18 protein-coding genes and 1 riboswitch are annotated in these 15,645 nt (G+C 60.2%); of the genes, 2 read left to right on the forward strand and 16 right to left on the reverse strand.

Going from position 1 to position 15,645, the window contains the following annotated elements; translation table 11 throughout:
* The first annotated feature begins 54 nt into the window (after positions 1-54).
* On the forward strand, positions 55-1,326 hold the full coding sequence (locus tag AC1RKH_RS20925; protein ID WP_493063034.1) for an OmpP1/FadL family transporter: 1,272 nt from the start codon (positions 55-57) through the stop codon (positions 1,324-1,326).
* An 83-nt stretch (positions 1,327-1,409) separates the two neighbouring features.
* Here the strand turns inward: AC1RKH_RS20925 and AC1RKH_RS20930 are convergent, their stop codons facing one another.
* The 13 genes from AC1RKH_RS20930 to cobO form a co-directional block, all read right to left on the reverse strand.
* Positions 1,410-1,532, reverse strand: a complete 123-nt coding sequence (locus AC1RKH_RS20930; RefSeq protein ID WP_259740288.1) for a hypothetical protein — start codon at positions 1,530-1,532, stop codon at positions 1,410-1,412.
* The gene (locus AC1RKH_RS20935) at positions 1,529-2,737 is read right to left on the reverse strand and encodes an MFS transporter (RefSeq protein ID WP_493063035.1); all 1,209 of its coding nucleotides are present in this window, start codon (positions 2,735-2,737) and stop codon (positions 1,529-1,531) included. The genes AC1RKH_RS20930 and AC1RKH_RS20935 overlap by 4 nt, the downstream gene beginning before the upstream one ends.
* Positions 2,738-2,828: 91 nt before the next feature.
* Positions 2,829-3,233 (reverse strand): MarR family winged helix-turn-helix transcriptional regulator, encoded by a 405-nt coding sequence (locus tag AC1RKH_RS20940; RefSeq protein ID WP_054593546.1) that lies wholly within the window; start codon positions 3,231-3,233, stop codon positions 2,829-2,831.
* 149 nt (positions 3,234-3,382) lie between these two features.
* Positions 3,383-4,114: an adenosylcobinamide-GDP ribazoletransferase gene (locus AC1RKH_RS20945; protein WP_493063036.1), complete on the reverse strand. Its 732-nt coding sequence runs from the start codon at positions 4,112-4,114 to the stop codon at positions 3,383-3,385.
* Positions 4,115-4,116: 2 nt separating this feature from the next.
* Positions 4,117-4,692, reverse strand: a complete 576-nt coding sequence (cobC, locus tag AC1RKH_RS20950; protein ID WP_493063037.1) for an alpha-ribazole phosphatase family protein — start codon at positions 4,690-4,692, stop codon at positions 4,117-4,119.
* Positions 4,689-5,744, reverse strand: coding sequence for a nicotinate-nucleotide--dimethylbenzimidazole phosphoribosyltransferase (cobT, locus tag AC1RKH_RS20955; RefSeq protein ID WP_493063038.1), 1,056 nt, complete (start codon positions 5,742-5,744; stop codon positions 4,689-4,691). Before cobT ends, cobC begins: the two co-directional genes overlap by 4 nt.
* Positions 5,741-6,262, reverse strand: coding sequence for a bifunctional adenosylcobinamide kinase/adenosylcobinamide-phosphate guanylyltransferase (gene cobU, locus AC1RKH_RS20960; protein WP_493063039.1), 522 nt, complete (start codon positions 6,260-6,262; stop codon positions 5,741-5,743). The genes cobT and cobU overlap by 4 nt, the downstream gene beginning before the upstream one ends.
* A gap of 121 nt (positions 6,263-6,383) precedes the next feature.
* Positions 6,384-7,835 (reverse strand): cobyric acid synthase, encoded by a 1,452-nt coding sequence (locus AC1RKH_RS20965; RefSeq protein WP_493063040.1) that lies wholly within the window; start codon positions 7,833-7,835, stop codon positions 6,384-6,386.
* Entirely contained in the window at positions 7,832-8,824 is a 993-nt protein-coding gene (gene cobD / locus AC1RKH_RS20970; protein ID WP_493063041.1) for a threonine-phosphate decarboxylase CobD, read from the reverse strand. Before cobD ends, AC1RKH_RS20965 begins: the two co-directional genes overlap by 4 nt.
* On the reverse strand, positions 8,817-9,725 hold the full coding sequence (gene cbiB, locus AC1RKH_RS20975) for an adenosylcobinamide-phosphate synthase CbiB (protein WP_123426843.1): 909 nt from the start codon (positions 9,723-9,725) through the stop codon (positions 8,817-8,819). Before cbiB ends, cobD begins: the two co-directional genes overlap by 8 nt.
* Positions 9,722-10,372, reverse strand: coding sequence for a 5,6-dimethylbenzimidazole synthase (bluB, locus tag AC1RKH_RS20980; protein ID WP_493063042.1), 651 nt, complete (start codon positions 10,370-10,372; stop codon positions 9,722-9,724). The genes cbiB and bluB overlap by 4 nt, the downstream gene beginning before the upstream one ends.
* Positions 10,369-11,706 (reverse strand): cobyrinic acid a,c-diamide synthase CobB, encoded by a 1,338-nt coding sequence (locus tag AC1RKH_RS20985; protein WP_493063043.1) that lies wholly within the window; start codon positions 11,704-11,706, stop codon positions 10,369-10,371. Before AC1RKH_RS20985 ends, bluB begins: the two co-directional genes overlap by 4 nt.
* A gap of 10 nt (positions 11,707-11,716) precedes the next feature.
* Positions 11,717-12,328: a cob(I)yrinic acid a,c-diamide adenosyltransferase gene (cobO, locus tag AC1RKH_RS20990; protein WP_123426840.1), complete on the reverse strand. Its 612-nt coding sequence runs from the start codon at positions 12,326-12,328 to the stop codon at positions 11,717-11,719.
* Between the two features lie 81 nt (positions 12,329-12,409).
* A riboswitch (cobalamin riboswitch) is annotated at positions 12,410-12,646 on the reverse strand.
* 157 nt (positions 12,647-12,803) lie between these two features.
* Here cobO and AC1RKH_RS20995 point away from each other — a divergent pair.
* Entirely contained in the window at positions 12,804-13,388 is a 585-nt protein-coding gene (locus AC1RKH_RS20995) for a hypothetical protein (protein WP_493063044.1), read from the forward strand.
* Positions 13,389-13,476: 88 nt separating this feature from the next.
* On the opposite strand, the gene AC1RKH_RS21000 is transcribed toward AC1RKH_RS20995, so the two are convergent.
* From AC1RKH_RS21000 to AC1RKH_RS21010, 3 genes are all read right to left on the reverse strand, one after another.
* Entirely contained in the window at positions 13,477-14,139 is a 663-nt protein-coding gene (locus AC1RKH_RS21000; protein WP_493063045.1) for a class I SAM-dependent methyltransferase, read from the reverse strand.
* A gap of 15 nt (positions 14,140-14,154) precedes the next feature.
* Positions 14,155-14,688, reverse strand: a complete 534-nt coding sequence (locus tag AC1RKH_RS21005; RefSeq protein WP_493063046.1) for a C40 family peptidase — start codon at positions 14,686-14,688, stop codon at positions 14,155-14,157.
* 165 nt (positions 14,689-14,853) lie between these two features.
* Positions 14,854-15,474: a C40 family peptidase gene (locus AC1RKH_RS21010; protein ID WP_123426837.1), complete on the reverse strand. Its 621-nt coding sequence runs from the start codon at positions 15,472-15,474 to the stop codon at positions 14,854-14,856.
* Positions 15,475-15,645 lie beyond the last annotated feature (171 nt).

Genomic DNA, 15,645 nt, shown 5'->3' on the forward strand with positions numbered 1-15,645 from the left:
CCGGAACGAAAATGTTGGTAATTTTCGCTCCGGTGATCACCAGGAGTTCTAATAATGAAAAAAGTAATACTCAAAACCACCCTTAGCCTCGCCGTTACCTTGGCATCCACCCAGATCTTTGCGAGTGGCTTCGCCCTCAACGAACAGAGCATCAGTGGGATGGGGACTGGTTTTGCGGGACGCTCTTCATCTGCCGATGATGCAAGTACTGTATTTGGCAACCCTGCCGGCATGTCGCGAATCAAGCGCCAGGAAGTCACTGGCGGACTGGCAACTATCAATGCCTCGACTGATATCAAAGACGCCCAAGGCGCCCATCCGGGTACCAACAAAGGCGACATGGTGCCATTCACAGCCGTTCCGATGGGCTATTACGTCAAGCCGATAGATGATCACTGGGCATTCGGCCTCGGTGTCTACGCACCTTTTGGTCTGATTACCAACTATGAAAGTGGCTTCCAGGGCGGCGGCTTCGGCAGCAAGAGTGAAGTCAAGGTTGTGACCTTCCAACCTACCGTCAGCTATGCCTTCAACGACAGAGTATCGATCGGCTTCGGTCCGACCATTAACCGCATTGGCGGCACTCTCGAGTCGGATGTACCTCTTTTTGGCGATACACACGTCAAGATCAAAGGCGACGATACCGCTCTGGGCTACAACTTCGGCGTACTGGTACAAGCAACCGACACGACTCGCGTCGGCCTGACCTATCACTCGAAAGTAAAATACAATCTCGAAGGTCATACCGATATCACCGCAGGCGCAAATGCTCCTTCCGCCTTCCTGAAAAGCAACCGATACGATGCCTCGCTGAAAATCGAAACACCCGAATCGGTCGACTTCTCCGTAACACAACAGCTGACGGATGCCTGGACCCTGTATGCAGGTTCTACCTGGACCCGCTGGAGCCGCCTGAAAGACATTACCGTCAATAACGAAGGTGTCACTGCGGCACAAGGCGGCGTATTGTCCCCAGCCCTGTTCGGCACCATCAAGGAAGAGCAGAACTGGCACAATACCTGGGCCTACGCCATCGGTACTTCCTACCAGTTGAACAAGCAGTGGGTATTGCGTACCGGCCTGACCTTTGACCAGTCGCCTACCAACAATACTGACCGTTCGCCACGTATTCCTACCGGTGACCGCACGATCTTCAGCCTTGGCGCTGGCTACAACGTCACCGATGATCTGACCATCGACGTCGCCTACTCCTACCTCAAGGAAGAAGCTGTCACGGTGAATCGTTCCAACGCAGTCGACAGTTACAGCGCCAAGTACGAAAACAGCGCCAATGGTTTTGGTGTCGGCGCGACCTACCGCTTCTGATTCACGGCGAGCCTGAACAGCTCACCCGTTGAATTGAAAAAGCCCCGCACTCTTGTACAGAGGCGGGGCTTTTTAGTGGGCGCTCAACAGGTCCCCATACCCAGTTGCATCAATGCCAGGCCACCCTGATGCCAGCCCCACCAGACCAACGCCAACAACAGCGCGCCAGCACCGGCTGCGGCGAGCCATGCTCCGACTCTGTTCATGCAGCACTCGCCTGAGCCTGCAACCGCGCTACCGGGCGCTCGCGCACTGGCCAGTTCAAGGCTGCCGCCAACAGACTCAGAAGAATCGCTACTTGCCAGATCAAGTCATAGCTTCCTGTTCGATCGTAAACCACTCCGCCCAACCAGCCGCCGAGGAACGAGCCCAACTGGTGAAAGAGGAAAACAATACCACCCAGCATAGAGAGGTTTCGCACACCGAACAGCGTCGCTACCGTGCCGTTGGTCAAAGGCACCGTCGACAACCAGAGGAATCCCATGGCCATGCCGAACAGATAAGCACTGGTCTGCGTCACGGGAGCCCAGAGGAACAAGCCGATCACCACCGCACGCAGCAGGTAGAGGCCGGTCAGAAGACGCGGTTTGGACATGCGCCCGCCGAGCCAGCCAGCAGTGTAAGTACCGAAGATATTGAACAGGCCGATCAACGCCAGCACCGTGGTGCCGACACTGGCGGGCAGGTGCTGATCGACCAGATAGGCCGGCAAATGCACACCGATAAATACCACTTGAAAACCGCAGACAAAAAACCCGAACGCCAATAGCCAGAACCCCGAGTGCGAACACGCCTCGTGCAGCGCCTCGGACAGGGTTTGCTCATGACCGAGCACGGGTAACGGTTTATCTTTGAGCATGCTCACCAGCGGCACAATCAGCGCCACCAGCATTCCCAGCACCAGCAGTGCGGTCGACCAACCGAGCCAGCCGATCAACCCCAGCGTGCCGGGCAACATGGCGAACTGGCCGAAGGAGCCGGCAGCACTGGCGATCCCCATGCCCATGCTGCGTTTCTCCGGCGGCACGGCGCGCCCCACCACGCCAAGAATCACCGAGAACGAGGTGCCGGACAGGCCAATACCGATCAACAACCCGGCACTCAGCGACAGCGACCAGGCCGAATCTGACAAGCCCATGAACACCAGCCCCACGGCGTACAACACGCCACCGACCAGCACCACTTTCGCCGCACCGAAGCGGTCCGCCAATGCACCGGTGAATGGCTGCGCCAGTCCCCAGATCAGGTTCTGCAAGGCAATAGCGAAGGCGAACACCTCGCGCCCCCAGCCGAACTGCGCGCTCATCGGCGGCAGAAACAACCCGAAGCCATGCCGCACGCCAAGCGACAGCGCAAGAATCAGTGCACTCCCGAGTAGAACCCAACCGCTGGTACGCCACATCGATGTCATTCTTGTTCTCCGGTAGCGGGTATATACCCGCTTAAGTTCGGGCTTAAGTTCGGGCTTAAATTCGGGTTTACGTTTGGAAAGGCCCGCCGCCTCAGGCGAGTTCATCCAGCAAGGCCAGTAGGGTTGCACGTTTCTCTGCGCCCAGACGATCGATCAGCCGCTGTTGCGCCGCTTCCCAGGCCGGTAAGGCCGCTGCCAGGCGTTCACGCCCGGTCTCGGTCAGCTGCACGATGCGATTGCGCTGGTCTTCACCCTCAACCAGCATCACCAGCCCCTCCCCCTCCAGCACCCGCAGATTACGCCCCAAAGTGCTGCGATCCAGACCCATGGCTTCCGCCAGGGTCGAAATGCTCGGTTGATCGAGACGCTGCAAATTGCACAGCAAGGAATACTGCGCAACGTTGATCCCGAAGCCGTCGAGGGCGCCGTCGTAGTGCCTGCTGACGCCACGAGCGGCGCGACGCAGGTTGGTGCATAAACATTGAGAGGCTAGCATGGTGCGTGTATATACCCGCGATTGACAGAAAGCAAGATGTGAATATCGAATGACCGTAGGAGCTGCCGAAGGCTGCGATCTTTTGATTTTCAAAACAAAAAGATCGTCCGAACGCGGCCCCAGCCTTCGGCAGCTCCTACGCAAGCGCTTTAGAGCAGCGCCAAACCTACCAGCACCGCCACTTCCAGCAGCTCCAGCAACGCCCCTGCCGTATCGCCAGTGGTCCCGCCCAAACGCCGCAGCATCACCTGACGCAACCAGAAAAACATCAGCGCCGCCAACGCCAACGCAACCACACCGCTCCAGCCGCCGATCAGCAAGCAGGCCAACGTGCTGAGCAACAACACCTGCAGACCGGCCTTGCGCGGCAGATGGTCGGCCAGCGCCTGCCCCAAGCCGCCAGCGCGCACATACGGCGTGTTCAGAAACAACCCCAGCAACGCACTGCGACCGATCAACGGTGCGAGGATCAATCCGACCATCGAGTGCTGATCGATCAACGCCAGTAACGCCGTGAACTTGAGCAACAGCACCAACACCAGTGTCACCACCGCGATCGGCCCACTGCGCGGGTCTTTCATGATGGTCAATGTGCGCTCGCGATCACCATAACCGCCAAGCCAGGCATCGGCACTGTCAGCCAGACCGTCAAGATGCAAACCGCCGCTGAGCACCACCCAGACACTCAACAACAACGCTGCATGCAGCAACGCTGGCGTACCGAGCAACAGCCAGTTCAGTGCCCACAACAACCCACCAAACAGCAGCCCCACCAACGGATAGAACAGCAGCGAGCGCCCAAGCTCTTGAGGCGCCGGCATGCCCGGCAGACGAATCGGCAAGCTGCTCAAAAATTGCACGGCGATCCAGAATGGCAGCATGTTCAGCCCTCTTCCCTGAGCACGGCATCCGCCTCGACGCGCAACGAAAACAGCGCGCCATGACCGACTTCAACGTTGAGCAATTGCTCACGCGGCAACCCACGCGCCTGGGCCAGCAACAAACGCATGACCCCACCGTGACTGATCAACAGCACTCGCTCGCCTGCGTAGGCCTGATGCAAGCGCTCGACGGCCGCCAGCACCCGCTCGGAAAATGCGATCACCGGTTCACCGTCGGGAGGCGTGAACCCATAGGGATCAGCCCAGAACAGCCCCAGCGCCTCAGCGTCGGTTTCCATCAATGCCGCCGCGTTCTGCCCTTCCCAGACGCCGAAGTGCAGCTCTTGCAGGTTTTTGTCCAGCTCGACCGGTAAGCCCAACCGCTCGGCCAGCTCCTCGGCAAAGCGCGCACAACGTTGCAGCGGTGAGCTGACCAAGCGATCCCACGGACCTTGGTCAATCACCGCCGCGCGCATCTGCTCCCAACCTTTGGCGGTCAGCGCGTCATCCAGGCTACCGCGCAAACCGCCCCCGAGTTCGGTTTCGCCGTGGCGCAGCAGATCCAGACGTAACGTCATGCCGGACGATCGGCTACAGCCGCTTCAGCGAAGGTCGCCATTTGCCCGTGCAGGTCGCAGGCCAGACGCAGCAACGGCACCGCCAGCGCCGCACCACTGCCCTCGCCCAGTCGCAAGCCGAGATCCAGCAAAGGCTCGGCATTCAAGGTTTCCAGGACATGCCGATGACCCGGCTCCGCCCCGCAGTGACCAAACATCAACCACTCGCGGCACGCCGGATTCAGGCGCACCGCGATCAGCGCCGCAACGCTGCAAATAAAGCCATCGACCAGCACCGCCAAACCTTCCTGGGCGCAGGCCAGATAAGCACCGACCAACGCAGCGATTTCAAAACCGCCGAGGTTGAACAACGTCTGCAACACGTCGCCGCGCTGAGCGGCATGCAACGTCAGAGCGCGTTCAATCACCTGGGCTTTATGGCTGACACCTGCCGCGTCCAGACCGGTGCCCGGCCCGGTCAGATGCGCTACCGGGCAATCGAGCAGTGCACAGGCCACAGCACTGGCGGCGGTGGTATTGCCGATGCCCATCTCGCCACCGATAAACAGCTCGGAGCCTTCAGCGATCGCCCGCAGCACGCTGTCACGGCCGGCCTGCAAGGCTTGCTCGCCCTGAGCCTGGGTCATTGCCGGGCCGTGCACGAAGTTTGCGGTGCCCGGTCCGATATGCAAATGACGTACACCCCGCAGACTCAACGAAGGCGTGACAGTACCGAGGTCGATCACTTCCAGTCGTGCCTCAAGTTGCCGCGCCAACACGCTGATCGCCGCGCCACCGCTGACAAAGTTATGCAGCATCTGCCCGGTGACTTCCTGCGGGAACGCCGAAACCCCTTCGGCGACCACCCCGTGATCACCGGCAAAAATCGCAATCCACAGCTGATTCAAGCTCGGTTTGACCCGACCTTGCAGCCCCGCCAATTGCACCGCCACCAACTCCAGCTGCCCGAGGGAGCCCGCCGGTTTGGTCAGTTGCTGCTGCCGAGCTGCCGCCTGCTCATGCGTTTGCGCATTGATCGGTTTGCACGGGTTCAACCACCAGGAATGAGTCATAACACAGTACCTTTCAAAGTCAGGGGCAGGCCGGCGATGGTCAACACGACACGCTGACAGCGCTCAGCCAGGGCTTGATGCAGCCAACCGGCTTCATCGACATAGCGGCGAGTCAATTCGCCCAGCGGCACGACACCCAGACCGGTCTCGTTGCTGACAAAAACAATTTCCCCTGGCAGCGATGCCAGGCACTCCAACAAAGCTTCACGCTCACCTGCCAGACGCTCGGGATCTTCAAGCATCAGCAGATTGGTCAGCCACAGGGTCAGACAATCCACCAGCAGGCAACGCTCGGCGCTCGCGGTTTCGCGCAACACCCGGGCCAGTTCCAGTGGTTCTTCAATGAGCGCCCATTCAGGCGGACGGCGCTCGCGGTGATGAGCCACGCGAGCACTCATTTCGCCGTCCAGTGGCTGACTGGTGGCGATGTACGTCACCGCCAGGCCGCTTTCGCTGGCGAGCTTTTCAGCCAGACGGCTTTTACCGGAACGGGCGCCGCCGAGGATCAGTTGCAACATGGTCATAACCTTTTAATTGGCGGTGTAACGACAGGCCCCATCGCGAGCAGGCTCGCTCCCACAGTTGACCGCGTTCCAATGTGGGAGCGAGCCTGCTCGCGATGAGGCCGGTACAGCGTCCTCAAAACCCGCAGAGCTCACGCAGCAGCCCGGTGTCCAAATGCTTCTCCACCAAATCCGCCAAGCGCTCGATATCGCGCTCGCGCAAGGCGTGGTAATCGACTTCCTGCACGTTCTGCAAACCAGCCCAGCGCAACAGCGCACTGCACGCCGCCGGGGATTCGAACAGACCGTGCAAGTACGTGCCGAGCACCTGTCCATCGGCGCTTTGTGCGCCGTCGCTGCGACCGTCATCCAGCAGCACCGCTGCCTGCTCCAGAGCAACGCCGGTGGTGACCCCGGCGTGAATTTCATAACCGCTGACTTCGGCGTTTTCCAAGGCCAGACGTCCGCGCACATTGCGCAGCTGTTTCTCTTCTTCAAGCACGGTTTCGAACGCCAGCAAACCGAGGCCGGCGCTGGAGCCCGCCGCACCTTCCAGCCCCAGCGGATCATGCAATTGCTCGCCGAGCATTTGCAGACCGCCGCAAATGCCGAGCAGCTTGCCGCCGTAACGCAAGTGACGGGCAATGGCCGTGTCCCAGCCGTTGCTGCGCAGGTAGACCAGATCGCTGCGCACGCTTTTCGAGCCCGGCAGGATGATCAGGTCGGCAGGCGGAATCGGCTGCCCCGGACCGACGAACTGCAGATCGACCTGCGGATGCAGGCGTAGTGGATCGAAGTCGGTGTGGTTGCTGATACGCGGCAGCACCGGCACCACCACTTTGAGCACCTGCTCGGCCTTATCGGTCTGGCGCTGATCGATGCCGTCTTCGGCTTCCAGATGCAGGTCGATGACATACGGCAGCACGCCGATTACCGGTTTGCCGGTACGTTCCTCCAGCCAGTCGAGGCCCGGTTGCAGCAAGGCGATGTCGCCACGAAAACGGTTGATGATGAAGCCTTTGACCCGCGCCTGCTCAGTGGCTGACAGCAGTTCCAGCGTACCCACCAAGTGCGCGAATACCCCGCCGCGATTGATGTCGGCGATCAGCACTACCGGGCAATCCACGGCTTCGGCGAAGCCCATGTTGGCAATGTCACCGGCGCGCAAATTGATCTCGGCGGGTGAACCCGCGCCTTCGACCATCACCACCGGATAGGCGGCACTCAAGCGTTCATGGGAGGCCAACACAGCTTGCATCGCGATGGCTTTGTAGTCGTGATAGGCGACCGCGTTCATGGTGGTCACGGCGCGTCCGTGAATGATCACTTGCGCGCCGGTATCGCTGTTGGGTTTGAGCAGCACCGGGTTCATGTCGGTGTGCGGCTCAAGGTTGGCCGCTTGGGCCTGCACTGCTTGAGCGCGACCGATTTCGCCGCCGTCAGCGGTCACCGCGCTGTTGAGTGCCATGTTCTGCGGCTTGAAAGGAGTCACGCGAACACCCTGGCGCGTCAGCCAGCGGCATAGCGCAGTTACCAGGGTACTTTTGCCGGCGTCCGAGGTGGTGCCTTGCACCATCAGCGTGGTCATGGGGTTTCCTTGGCGTAGGCTTCGAAAGCGTGCTCGAGACGCAGCCAATCGGCTTCATCGGCCGGCAAACCAAAACGCAGGCTGCTGTTGTGGGTGAACAGCCGCAGCAAGATGCCCTGCCGAGCCATGAATTCATGCAGGTGTTCAGCGCGCTCGGTGATCAACCACTGAAACAGGGCACAACCACCTTGTGGCTTGAAGCCGTGGCGCTCGAGGACTTCAGCCAGACGCTGACTTGCTTCTTCACTGCGCAAGCGTTGGCGCGCGTGCCCTTGGGTGTCACGCAAACAGACCTGACCCAATACCCGAGTCGGTCCGCTGACCGCCCAAGGCCCGACCTGTTCGGCAAGCAGCTTGAGCAACTTGCGCTCAGCCAGCACGAAGCCCAATCGCACCCCGGCCAGACCGAAAAATTTGCCGAACGAACGCAAGACGATCAAACCAACCTGATTCGCATACGACGACAGGCTTAACTGCGGGGTGTTGTCCATGAACGCTTCGTCGACCACCAACCAGCCGCCGCGCTGTGCCAGTCGGGCATGCCAATCGAGCAAGCGTTCCGGGGTCAGGCTCAGGCCCGTGGGATTGTTCGGGTTAACCACCACCAGCACGTCGAGGCTATCGAGAAAGAAGTCGACTTCCTGCTCCAGCACTTCACGCACGATATAGCCGTTGCGACGCCAGGCCTCGGCGTGCTCGGCATAACACGGCGAGAGCACGCCGACTTTGCCGGCACGGCGCAGGCGCGGTAGCAGCTGGATAGCCGCCTGCGAGCCGGCGACCGGCAGCACCTGTGTGGCGCCGTAGTACTCGCGTGCGGCCTGTTCCAGGCCATCATCGGTTTCCGGCAAACGCGCCCAGGCCCGCAACGGTATGTCCGGAATAGCCCACGGCCAAGGTGCCAGACCGCTGGACAAGTCGAGCCAATCGGCTTCGGCGATGCCGTACTGCAACGCCGCCTTGCGCAAGCGGCCACCGTGCTCAAGCATAAAACTCAGCCCCCACACAGAGAATCAGCAACCACAACCACACCCCGCGCTGAACCAGTTGCCAGCCGCGATCGATGGAGTTTGCATCTGCCGGCACACCTTCGCCTAACTGTGGACGCTGATGCAGCTCACCATGATAGATCGCCGCACCGCCCAACTCGACCCCAAGGGCGCCGGCGCCAGCGGCCATCACCGGCCCGGCGTTCGGGCTGTCCCAGGTCGGCCCCTGGGTGCGCCAGCATTTGAGTGCCAGGCGGGTCTTGCCCAGCAGCGCGTAGGTCAACGCCACCAGACGCGCCGGGATGTAGTTGAGCACATCGTCGATTTTCGCCGCCGCCCAGCCGAAGCGTTCAAAGCGTTCGTTGCGATACCCCCACATGGCGTCCAGGGTATTGCTCAGACGATAGAGCACCACTCCCGGTGCACCGGCGACGGCAAACCAGAACAGTGCGGCGAACACCGCGTCACTGCCGTTTTCCAACACTGATTCGGTGGCGGCGCGGGCCACTTCGGTAGAGTCCAGCTCACTGGTCTGTCGGCTGACCAGATAGCCGACACGCTGGCGCGCTTCATCCAGATCGTCGCTGCGCAGAGCCTGAGCCACTGGCTCGACATGTTCGCCGAGGCTGCGCAGGCCAAGGGCGCAATACAACGCCAGGATCTCGACGATCCAGCCAACGTAGGGCAGCCAGGAAAACGCCGTCACCAGCAGGGTCAGCGGCAGCACCGCCATCACCCAGGCGGTAACGCCATGACTGCGCCAGCCACGGCCGGCGGAGTTGAAACGTTGCTCGATACGATCGGCAAAACGGCCGAACGCCACCAGCGGATGCCAGCGTTTGGGTTCGCCCAGCAGCGCGTCCAGCGCTACCCCGGCGACACTCAGCAACGCCACACTCATTGACTCACTCCCCAAAAATTTTCGTACAACAGTTCACTTAGCGGACGCGCCTGCGCCCAGCCTTCAAGGACCAACATCGGCGCCGGGTAAAATTCCTTGACCGGTCCCAGGCACAACACCGCCAGCGGTTTGGCTCCCGGCGGCAGGCCGAGCAGATCCGCCAGTGCCTGAGGCTCGAACAACGAGACCCAGCCCATGCCCAGACCTTCGGCACGGGACGCCAGCCAAAGATTCTGGATCGCGCAGGACAACGACGCCATGTCCATTTCCGGCAAGGTCCGACGGCCAAAAATATGCCGCTCGCGATCATCCATCAGCGCGGCGACCAGCACTTCGGCGCAGTCGTTGATGCCTTCGACTTTCAGCTTCATGAACTCGTCGGAGCGTTCGCCCAGCGCCTCGGCGGTGCGTACCCGCTCCTCTTCCACCAGTTGCTGGATCTGGCCACGTAACGCCCGGTCGCTGATGCGGATGAACCGCCAGGGCTGCATCAAGCCGACACTCGGGGCCCGATGCGCCGCTTCTAGCAAACGCCGGAGCAGCTCGGGTTCGACGCTGCCACCGCTGAAGTGACGCATGTCACGACGTTCGGCAATCGCGCGATAAACCGCTTCGCGCTCGGCCTCTGAAAATGCGTTGTCTGTCATGGCCTCTTCGCGGGCAAGCCCGCTCCCACAGGGTTCAGGTCTGGCGCAAACAGCGCGGCGATCGCCGATGGATTGGAAGGGAAATAGAAGTGCACATAAGAAGCCGTCATCCGCCCTTCACGGTAAACCGCTTCGGCGCCGCGCCCACCGTTTGGGCTCAGACCACGGGCGATCGGCTCAAGCTCGGTGCTGGTCAACGAATGGTGGTATGTGTGGCCGCGCAGCGCGCCTTCCGGCAATTCGACCGCTTGCAAGGCCAACGCCGCCAGACGCTTTTGCATCACCGCATCACCCGCCAACAGCCCTACCAACTCAGCACGCGTACCGTCGACATCAGTCAGTGAGTCGAGCAAATACAGCATGCCGCCACATTCCGCCAGCAACGGCTTGCCAGCGGCGTGGTGCGCGCGAATCGCATCGAGCATTGTGCTGTTTTCAGCCAACGCCACGTGGTGCAATTCCGGATAGCCACCGGGCAGATACAGGCTGTCGGCTTCTGGCAGATCACAGTCATGGATCGGCGAGAAGAATCGCAACTCGGCGCCCATCGCCCGCAGCAAGTCGAGGCTCGCGCCATACGTGAAGGCGAACGCTTCGTCACGAGCCACGGCAATTCGCACACCCGCCAGCAACGGCTCGGCAGCGATCACGTCAGGCGCGGCGAACTCGACGGCGGGCGGCAACGCCACTTCGCAACTGCTGGCCAAGGCTTCGGCGGCTGCATCGAGTCGCAGGTCAAGGTCGTTCAACTCACTGGCCTGGACCAAGCCCAGGTGACGGCTCGGCAGTTCGATCGCGGTTTCCCGGGACAAGGCGCCATACCAGCGCAGGCCTTCGGTGAGGCTGCCTTCGAGCAGTTGCGCGTGACGCAAGGTGCCGACGCGGTTGGCCAAGACACCGGCGAACGGCAAGTCCGGCTGATAACGCGCCAGCCCCAACGCCAGCGCGCCGAAGGTCTGGGCCATGGCGGTGCCGTCGATCACGCCCAGCACCGGCACGCCGAAGTGCCGCGCCAGATCGGCGCTGGACGGCGTGCCATCGAACAGGCCCATGACGCCTTCGATCAAGATAAGGTCAGCCTCAGCGGCCGCGTCCCACAACAACCGACGACTTTCCTGTTCGCCGACCATCCACATGTCCAGCTGATACACCGGCGCACCACTGGCGCGCTCGAGAATCATCGGATCAAGAAAGTCCGGGCCGCATTTGAACACTCGAACCTTGCGCCCCTGATTGCGATGCAAACGGGCCAGCGCGGCGGTGACGGTGGTTTTGCCCTGACCGGAAGCCGGTGCGGCAATCAATACCGCCGGGCAGAAACGACTGCTATTCATATAAAGAGGCTCACAGCTCAACGCCTTTCTGCGCTTTGATCCCGGCCTGGAAGGCGTGCTTGATCATGCCCATTTCAGTGACGGTGTCGGCCAGCTCGATCATTTCCGGCTTGGCGCCACGACCGGTGACCACCACATGCTGCATCGGCGGACGCGCCTGCAAATCGCTGAGCACCTGGTCAAGGTCCAGGTAACCGTGCTTGAGGGCAATGTTCAGCTCATCGAGCACCACCAGGCCAATGTCCGGGTCACGTAGAAGTTCACGGGAGACTTCCCACGCGGCCTCGGCGGCGGCGATATCGCGCTGGCGATCCTGGGTTTCCCAGGTGAAACCTTCACCCATCACATGGAAGCGCACTTGTTCCGGGAAGCGGCGGAAGAACAGCTCCTCGCCGGTACTGCTGCGCCCCTTGATGAACTGCACTACGCCGCACTGCATGCCGTGGCCCATCGCCCGGGCAAGCATGCCGAACGCTGAACTGCTTTTGCCCTTGCCGTTGCCGGACAGAACCAGCAGCAAACCGCATTCGTTCGGCGAATTGGCAATGCGCTCATCGATCACGGCTTTCTTGCGCAGCATGCGCGCCAGATGGCGTTCGTCACGATCAGGGGAATCAGTCATGGGGGAGCTCTCCGTTGAGGCTGGATAACGGCGGGCAGGCATAGAAATAGACGGCAAGAAGCCTGGCATCGCCCACCGTGATGCCGCTGGATGGATCAGGCCGGTCTCCGGGCTCATGAGCGGCGGGATGGCCGAACTGCGCGCCTTCCCATGTCGACCTTCGACACAGTGGCTCAAAGCGCAGTTTTTACTCATTTACCGTTGCGGGGGCAGCGCCGGGATCGTCGCCCGCTCTGTCAAAGAACGCGCCCTCACCGGCTTCCCTGTTTCACTCGGTCGACCACTGGGTCACAGAGCACCTGAAACAAGTCGCGAAGGTTAGAGGGTTGGGGGTGGAGCGTCAATTAAAGCCGGGGACTCATCGATAGATAGAAACCGACCTCGATCAATAAACTGGCGCCAATCTTGTGCCACACTGAAAGCAGTGATATCAAAGAGCCACAACCTTACACCACAAGAACAAAGGGTGAGCAGCATGCAAGGCATGATCATCAGTAATCCCAAGCTGGAATTCCTGCGTCCGGTGCTGGAGCGCTGGTTCGAGTGTATCGACCGCTACAACGCGGTACGCGGCGATAATGAAAGTCCTTACTGGTTTGACGAACGCGCCAACCTGAGCCTGCTTTCGGCAGCGGCATGGATGGCAGAAATGGTCACCCTTGAACAGACTCCGACGAAAAAGCAGATCGAGGAAGGCGAGCGTAATGGCCGCGCCGATCTGTTTATCGCAAGCGGAGAAGAGCGCGCCTATCTTCAGGCCACCCAACGCTGGCCACGGGTCAATAACCTGAACCTCACCCAGGCCCTGCTTGATGCCGTGAGCGATGCGAAAAAAATCAGCTATGCCAGCGACCTGAAGCTCGGCTGCCTGTTCGTCGCCCCACAAAAGACCCAACACAGTCCTACCCCGGAAGAACTCCAGGACATGGTCGACGACCTGCAAAAGGAGCACACCTGCGCCGTGGCCTGGTACTTCCCCTACGCCTACCGCAAATTGCACAACGAAGCCGGCAACTACCATCCAGGTATCGCACTGTTGCTCAAAGAGGCACGCGGCTGATAACACGAGGAACAAAACGTCAAAAGATCGCAGCCTGCGGCAGCTCCTACAGGAGCTGCCGCAGGCTGCGATCTTTTCCATCAACCCATTACTTTTTGCGACAAAGCGTCAGACCATCGCCCAAAGGCAACAACGACAGATCGACACGCGAATCATCCTTCAAGGCACGATTAAGTGCCTGGATGGCTCGGGTGTCTTCGCTCGCGGGATTTTCTTCCAGTACTCGCCCACTCCACAGCGTGTTGTCGAATACCGCCAACCCACCGCTTCGCAGCAGCCGCAAAGCGCTTTCCAGATAAGCCGGATAGTTGGCCTTGTCGGCATCGATGAAGATCAGATCGAAGCAACCGCCCTGCCCTTGCTGCTCAAGTTGAGCCAGGGTTTGCAACGCGGGCGCCAAACGCAAATCGATGCGCTCAGCAAGGCCTGCCTCCTGCCAGTAACGGCGCGCCGTGGCGTTGTACTCTCCGGGAATGTCACAGCAGATCAGCGAACCGTCATCCGGCAAGGCGGCCGCCATGCACAAAGCGCTGTAGCCGGTGAAAGTGCCCACTTCAAGCAAACGCCTGGCGCCCGTAAGCTTGACCAGCATAGCGAGAAACTGCCCCTGCTCGGGCGCTACCTGCCAGCGCGCCATCGGCAGCGCCTGGGTTTCATCACGCAAACGGCGCAGCAGCGGCGTTTCGCGCAAGGAAACGTCGAGCAGGTAGTTATAGAGGGAATCGTCGAGATTGAGTGTGCGAGCGGTCATGACAACCTCTGCAGGCTACGGATTATGCGCTAGATGTTCTGGTTGAATAACACGCTTGGCGCTCAGGTAGGCTCTCTGCCAATAGGCCTTGGACAAGCTGTCCAGCTTCACTGTACCGCCGGTGGCTGGCGCATGCACGAAGCGACCTTCACCGACATAGATCCCGGCGTGGCTGACGTGCGAACCGCCATTGGTGGCAAAGAAGATCAGGTCACCGGTTTGCAACGCCTCTTGGCCGATTTCCGGCGCTTGCATGCCGATCATCTCGCTAGTCGAACGCGGCAGGGAAATACCCGCTGCATCACGGTAGACGTAGCCAATCAGGCCGCTGCAATCAAAACCCGAGTCCGGTGTATTGCCGCCCCAACGATAAGGCGTGCCGACCAGACCCAACGCGCGAATCAGTACGTCTTCAGCGGCAGGCGAGAAAGATTGAGCGGGAGCAAAAACCGGAGCGCGAACAACTTTAACAGGCGGCGGAGTACGACTGGCACAGGCGCTGAGCAGCGCTGCGAAGAAGATAAGCGCGAGGCGGGCCGACATCGTCATATACAGAACATCCTGATCTGGCTGCGGCTTTCTCTGCCGAGAGGCTGAAAACAAAACCGCGTAAGCAGGGCTTACGCGGTTAGTTAGTCAACAATAGATCAGGATTCTAGCGGCTACGCGCCAAACTTCAAGTAAGACTTTAAGTTAGCCTTACAAAAAGTCCGCTTACTTGCGTGCCGTGACTGTCGTTGGCGCCATAGCGAGTGCTCGCTTGGCTTCAATGAAGGTCTTGCTCCAGTAGCTGTCGCCCAGGTTATCGACCCGGACACCACCGCTGCGGCGGCTGCTGGAATGGATGAACTGGTCATCACCCAGGTAGATCCCGGCGTGACTGACGCGACCGCGACGACCATTGGTAGCGAAGAACAGCAAGTCGCCAGGCTTAAGGTTGTTGCGAGAAACCAGCGGGGCATCCACGTTGATCATTTCGCGAGTGGAGCGTGGCAAGTTCATGCCAGCCTCTTCACGAAACAGATAACCGATGAAACCGCTGCAATCGAAACCGGCTTCAGAGGTACCGCCCATACGGTAACGGGTACCAACCAGGGACAGACCACGTTCGAGGATGCTGTCGGCCAGAACTGGAAGCTGGTAAGGCTTGCGGCCAGCGAAATCGGCCAGTTCTTTTTCGGTAGCCAGTTCTTCCTGGTAAATAACGGAAGACTGGGCAGTCGCTGAATTTTTAATCTGCTGATCGTTTTGTTGCGAGACCGGGGAATGAACCGCGCAACCAAAAAGCAGGGTGACAAGTGCGAGAGGCACGAGGGGTGCGAAGCGATTTAGCATGGGCACGACCGTGGCTGAAGTTGTAAAGAAGGCGAGACTATGCCTTCTATCGCCCTCATTTGCAAATTCAATCGATCCAAATGTGACTTATCGGTTTCTCGTTAACATCTAAGCGCTTAAGCCCATTTTAAATCTGCACGCGCCGTGAATACCTTTCCGGAAGCGGGTTTT

The organism is Pseudomonas sp. GW822-FHT06B12 (genome assembly GCF_058799675.1).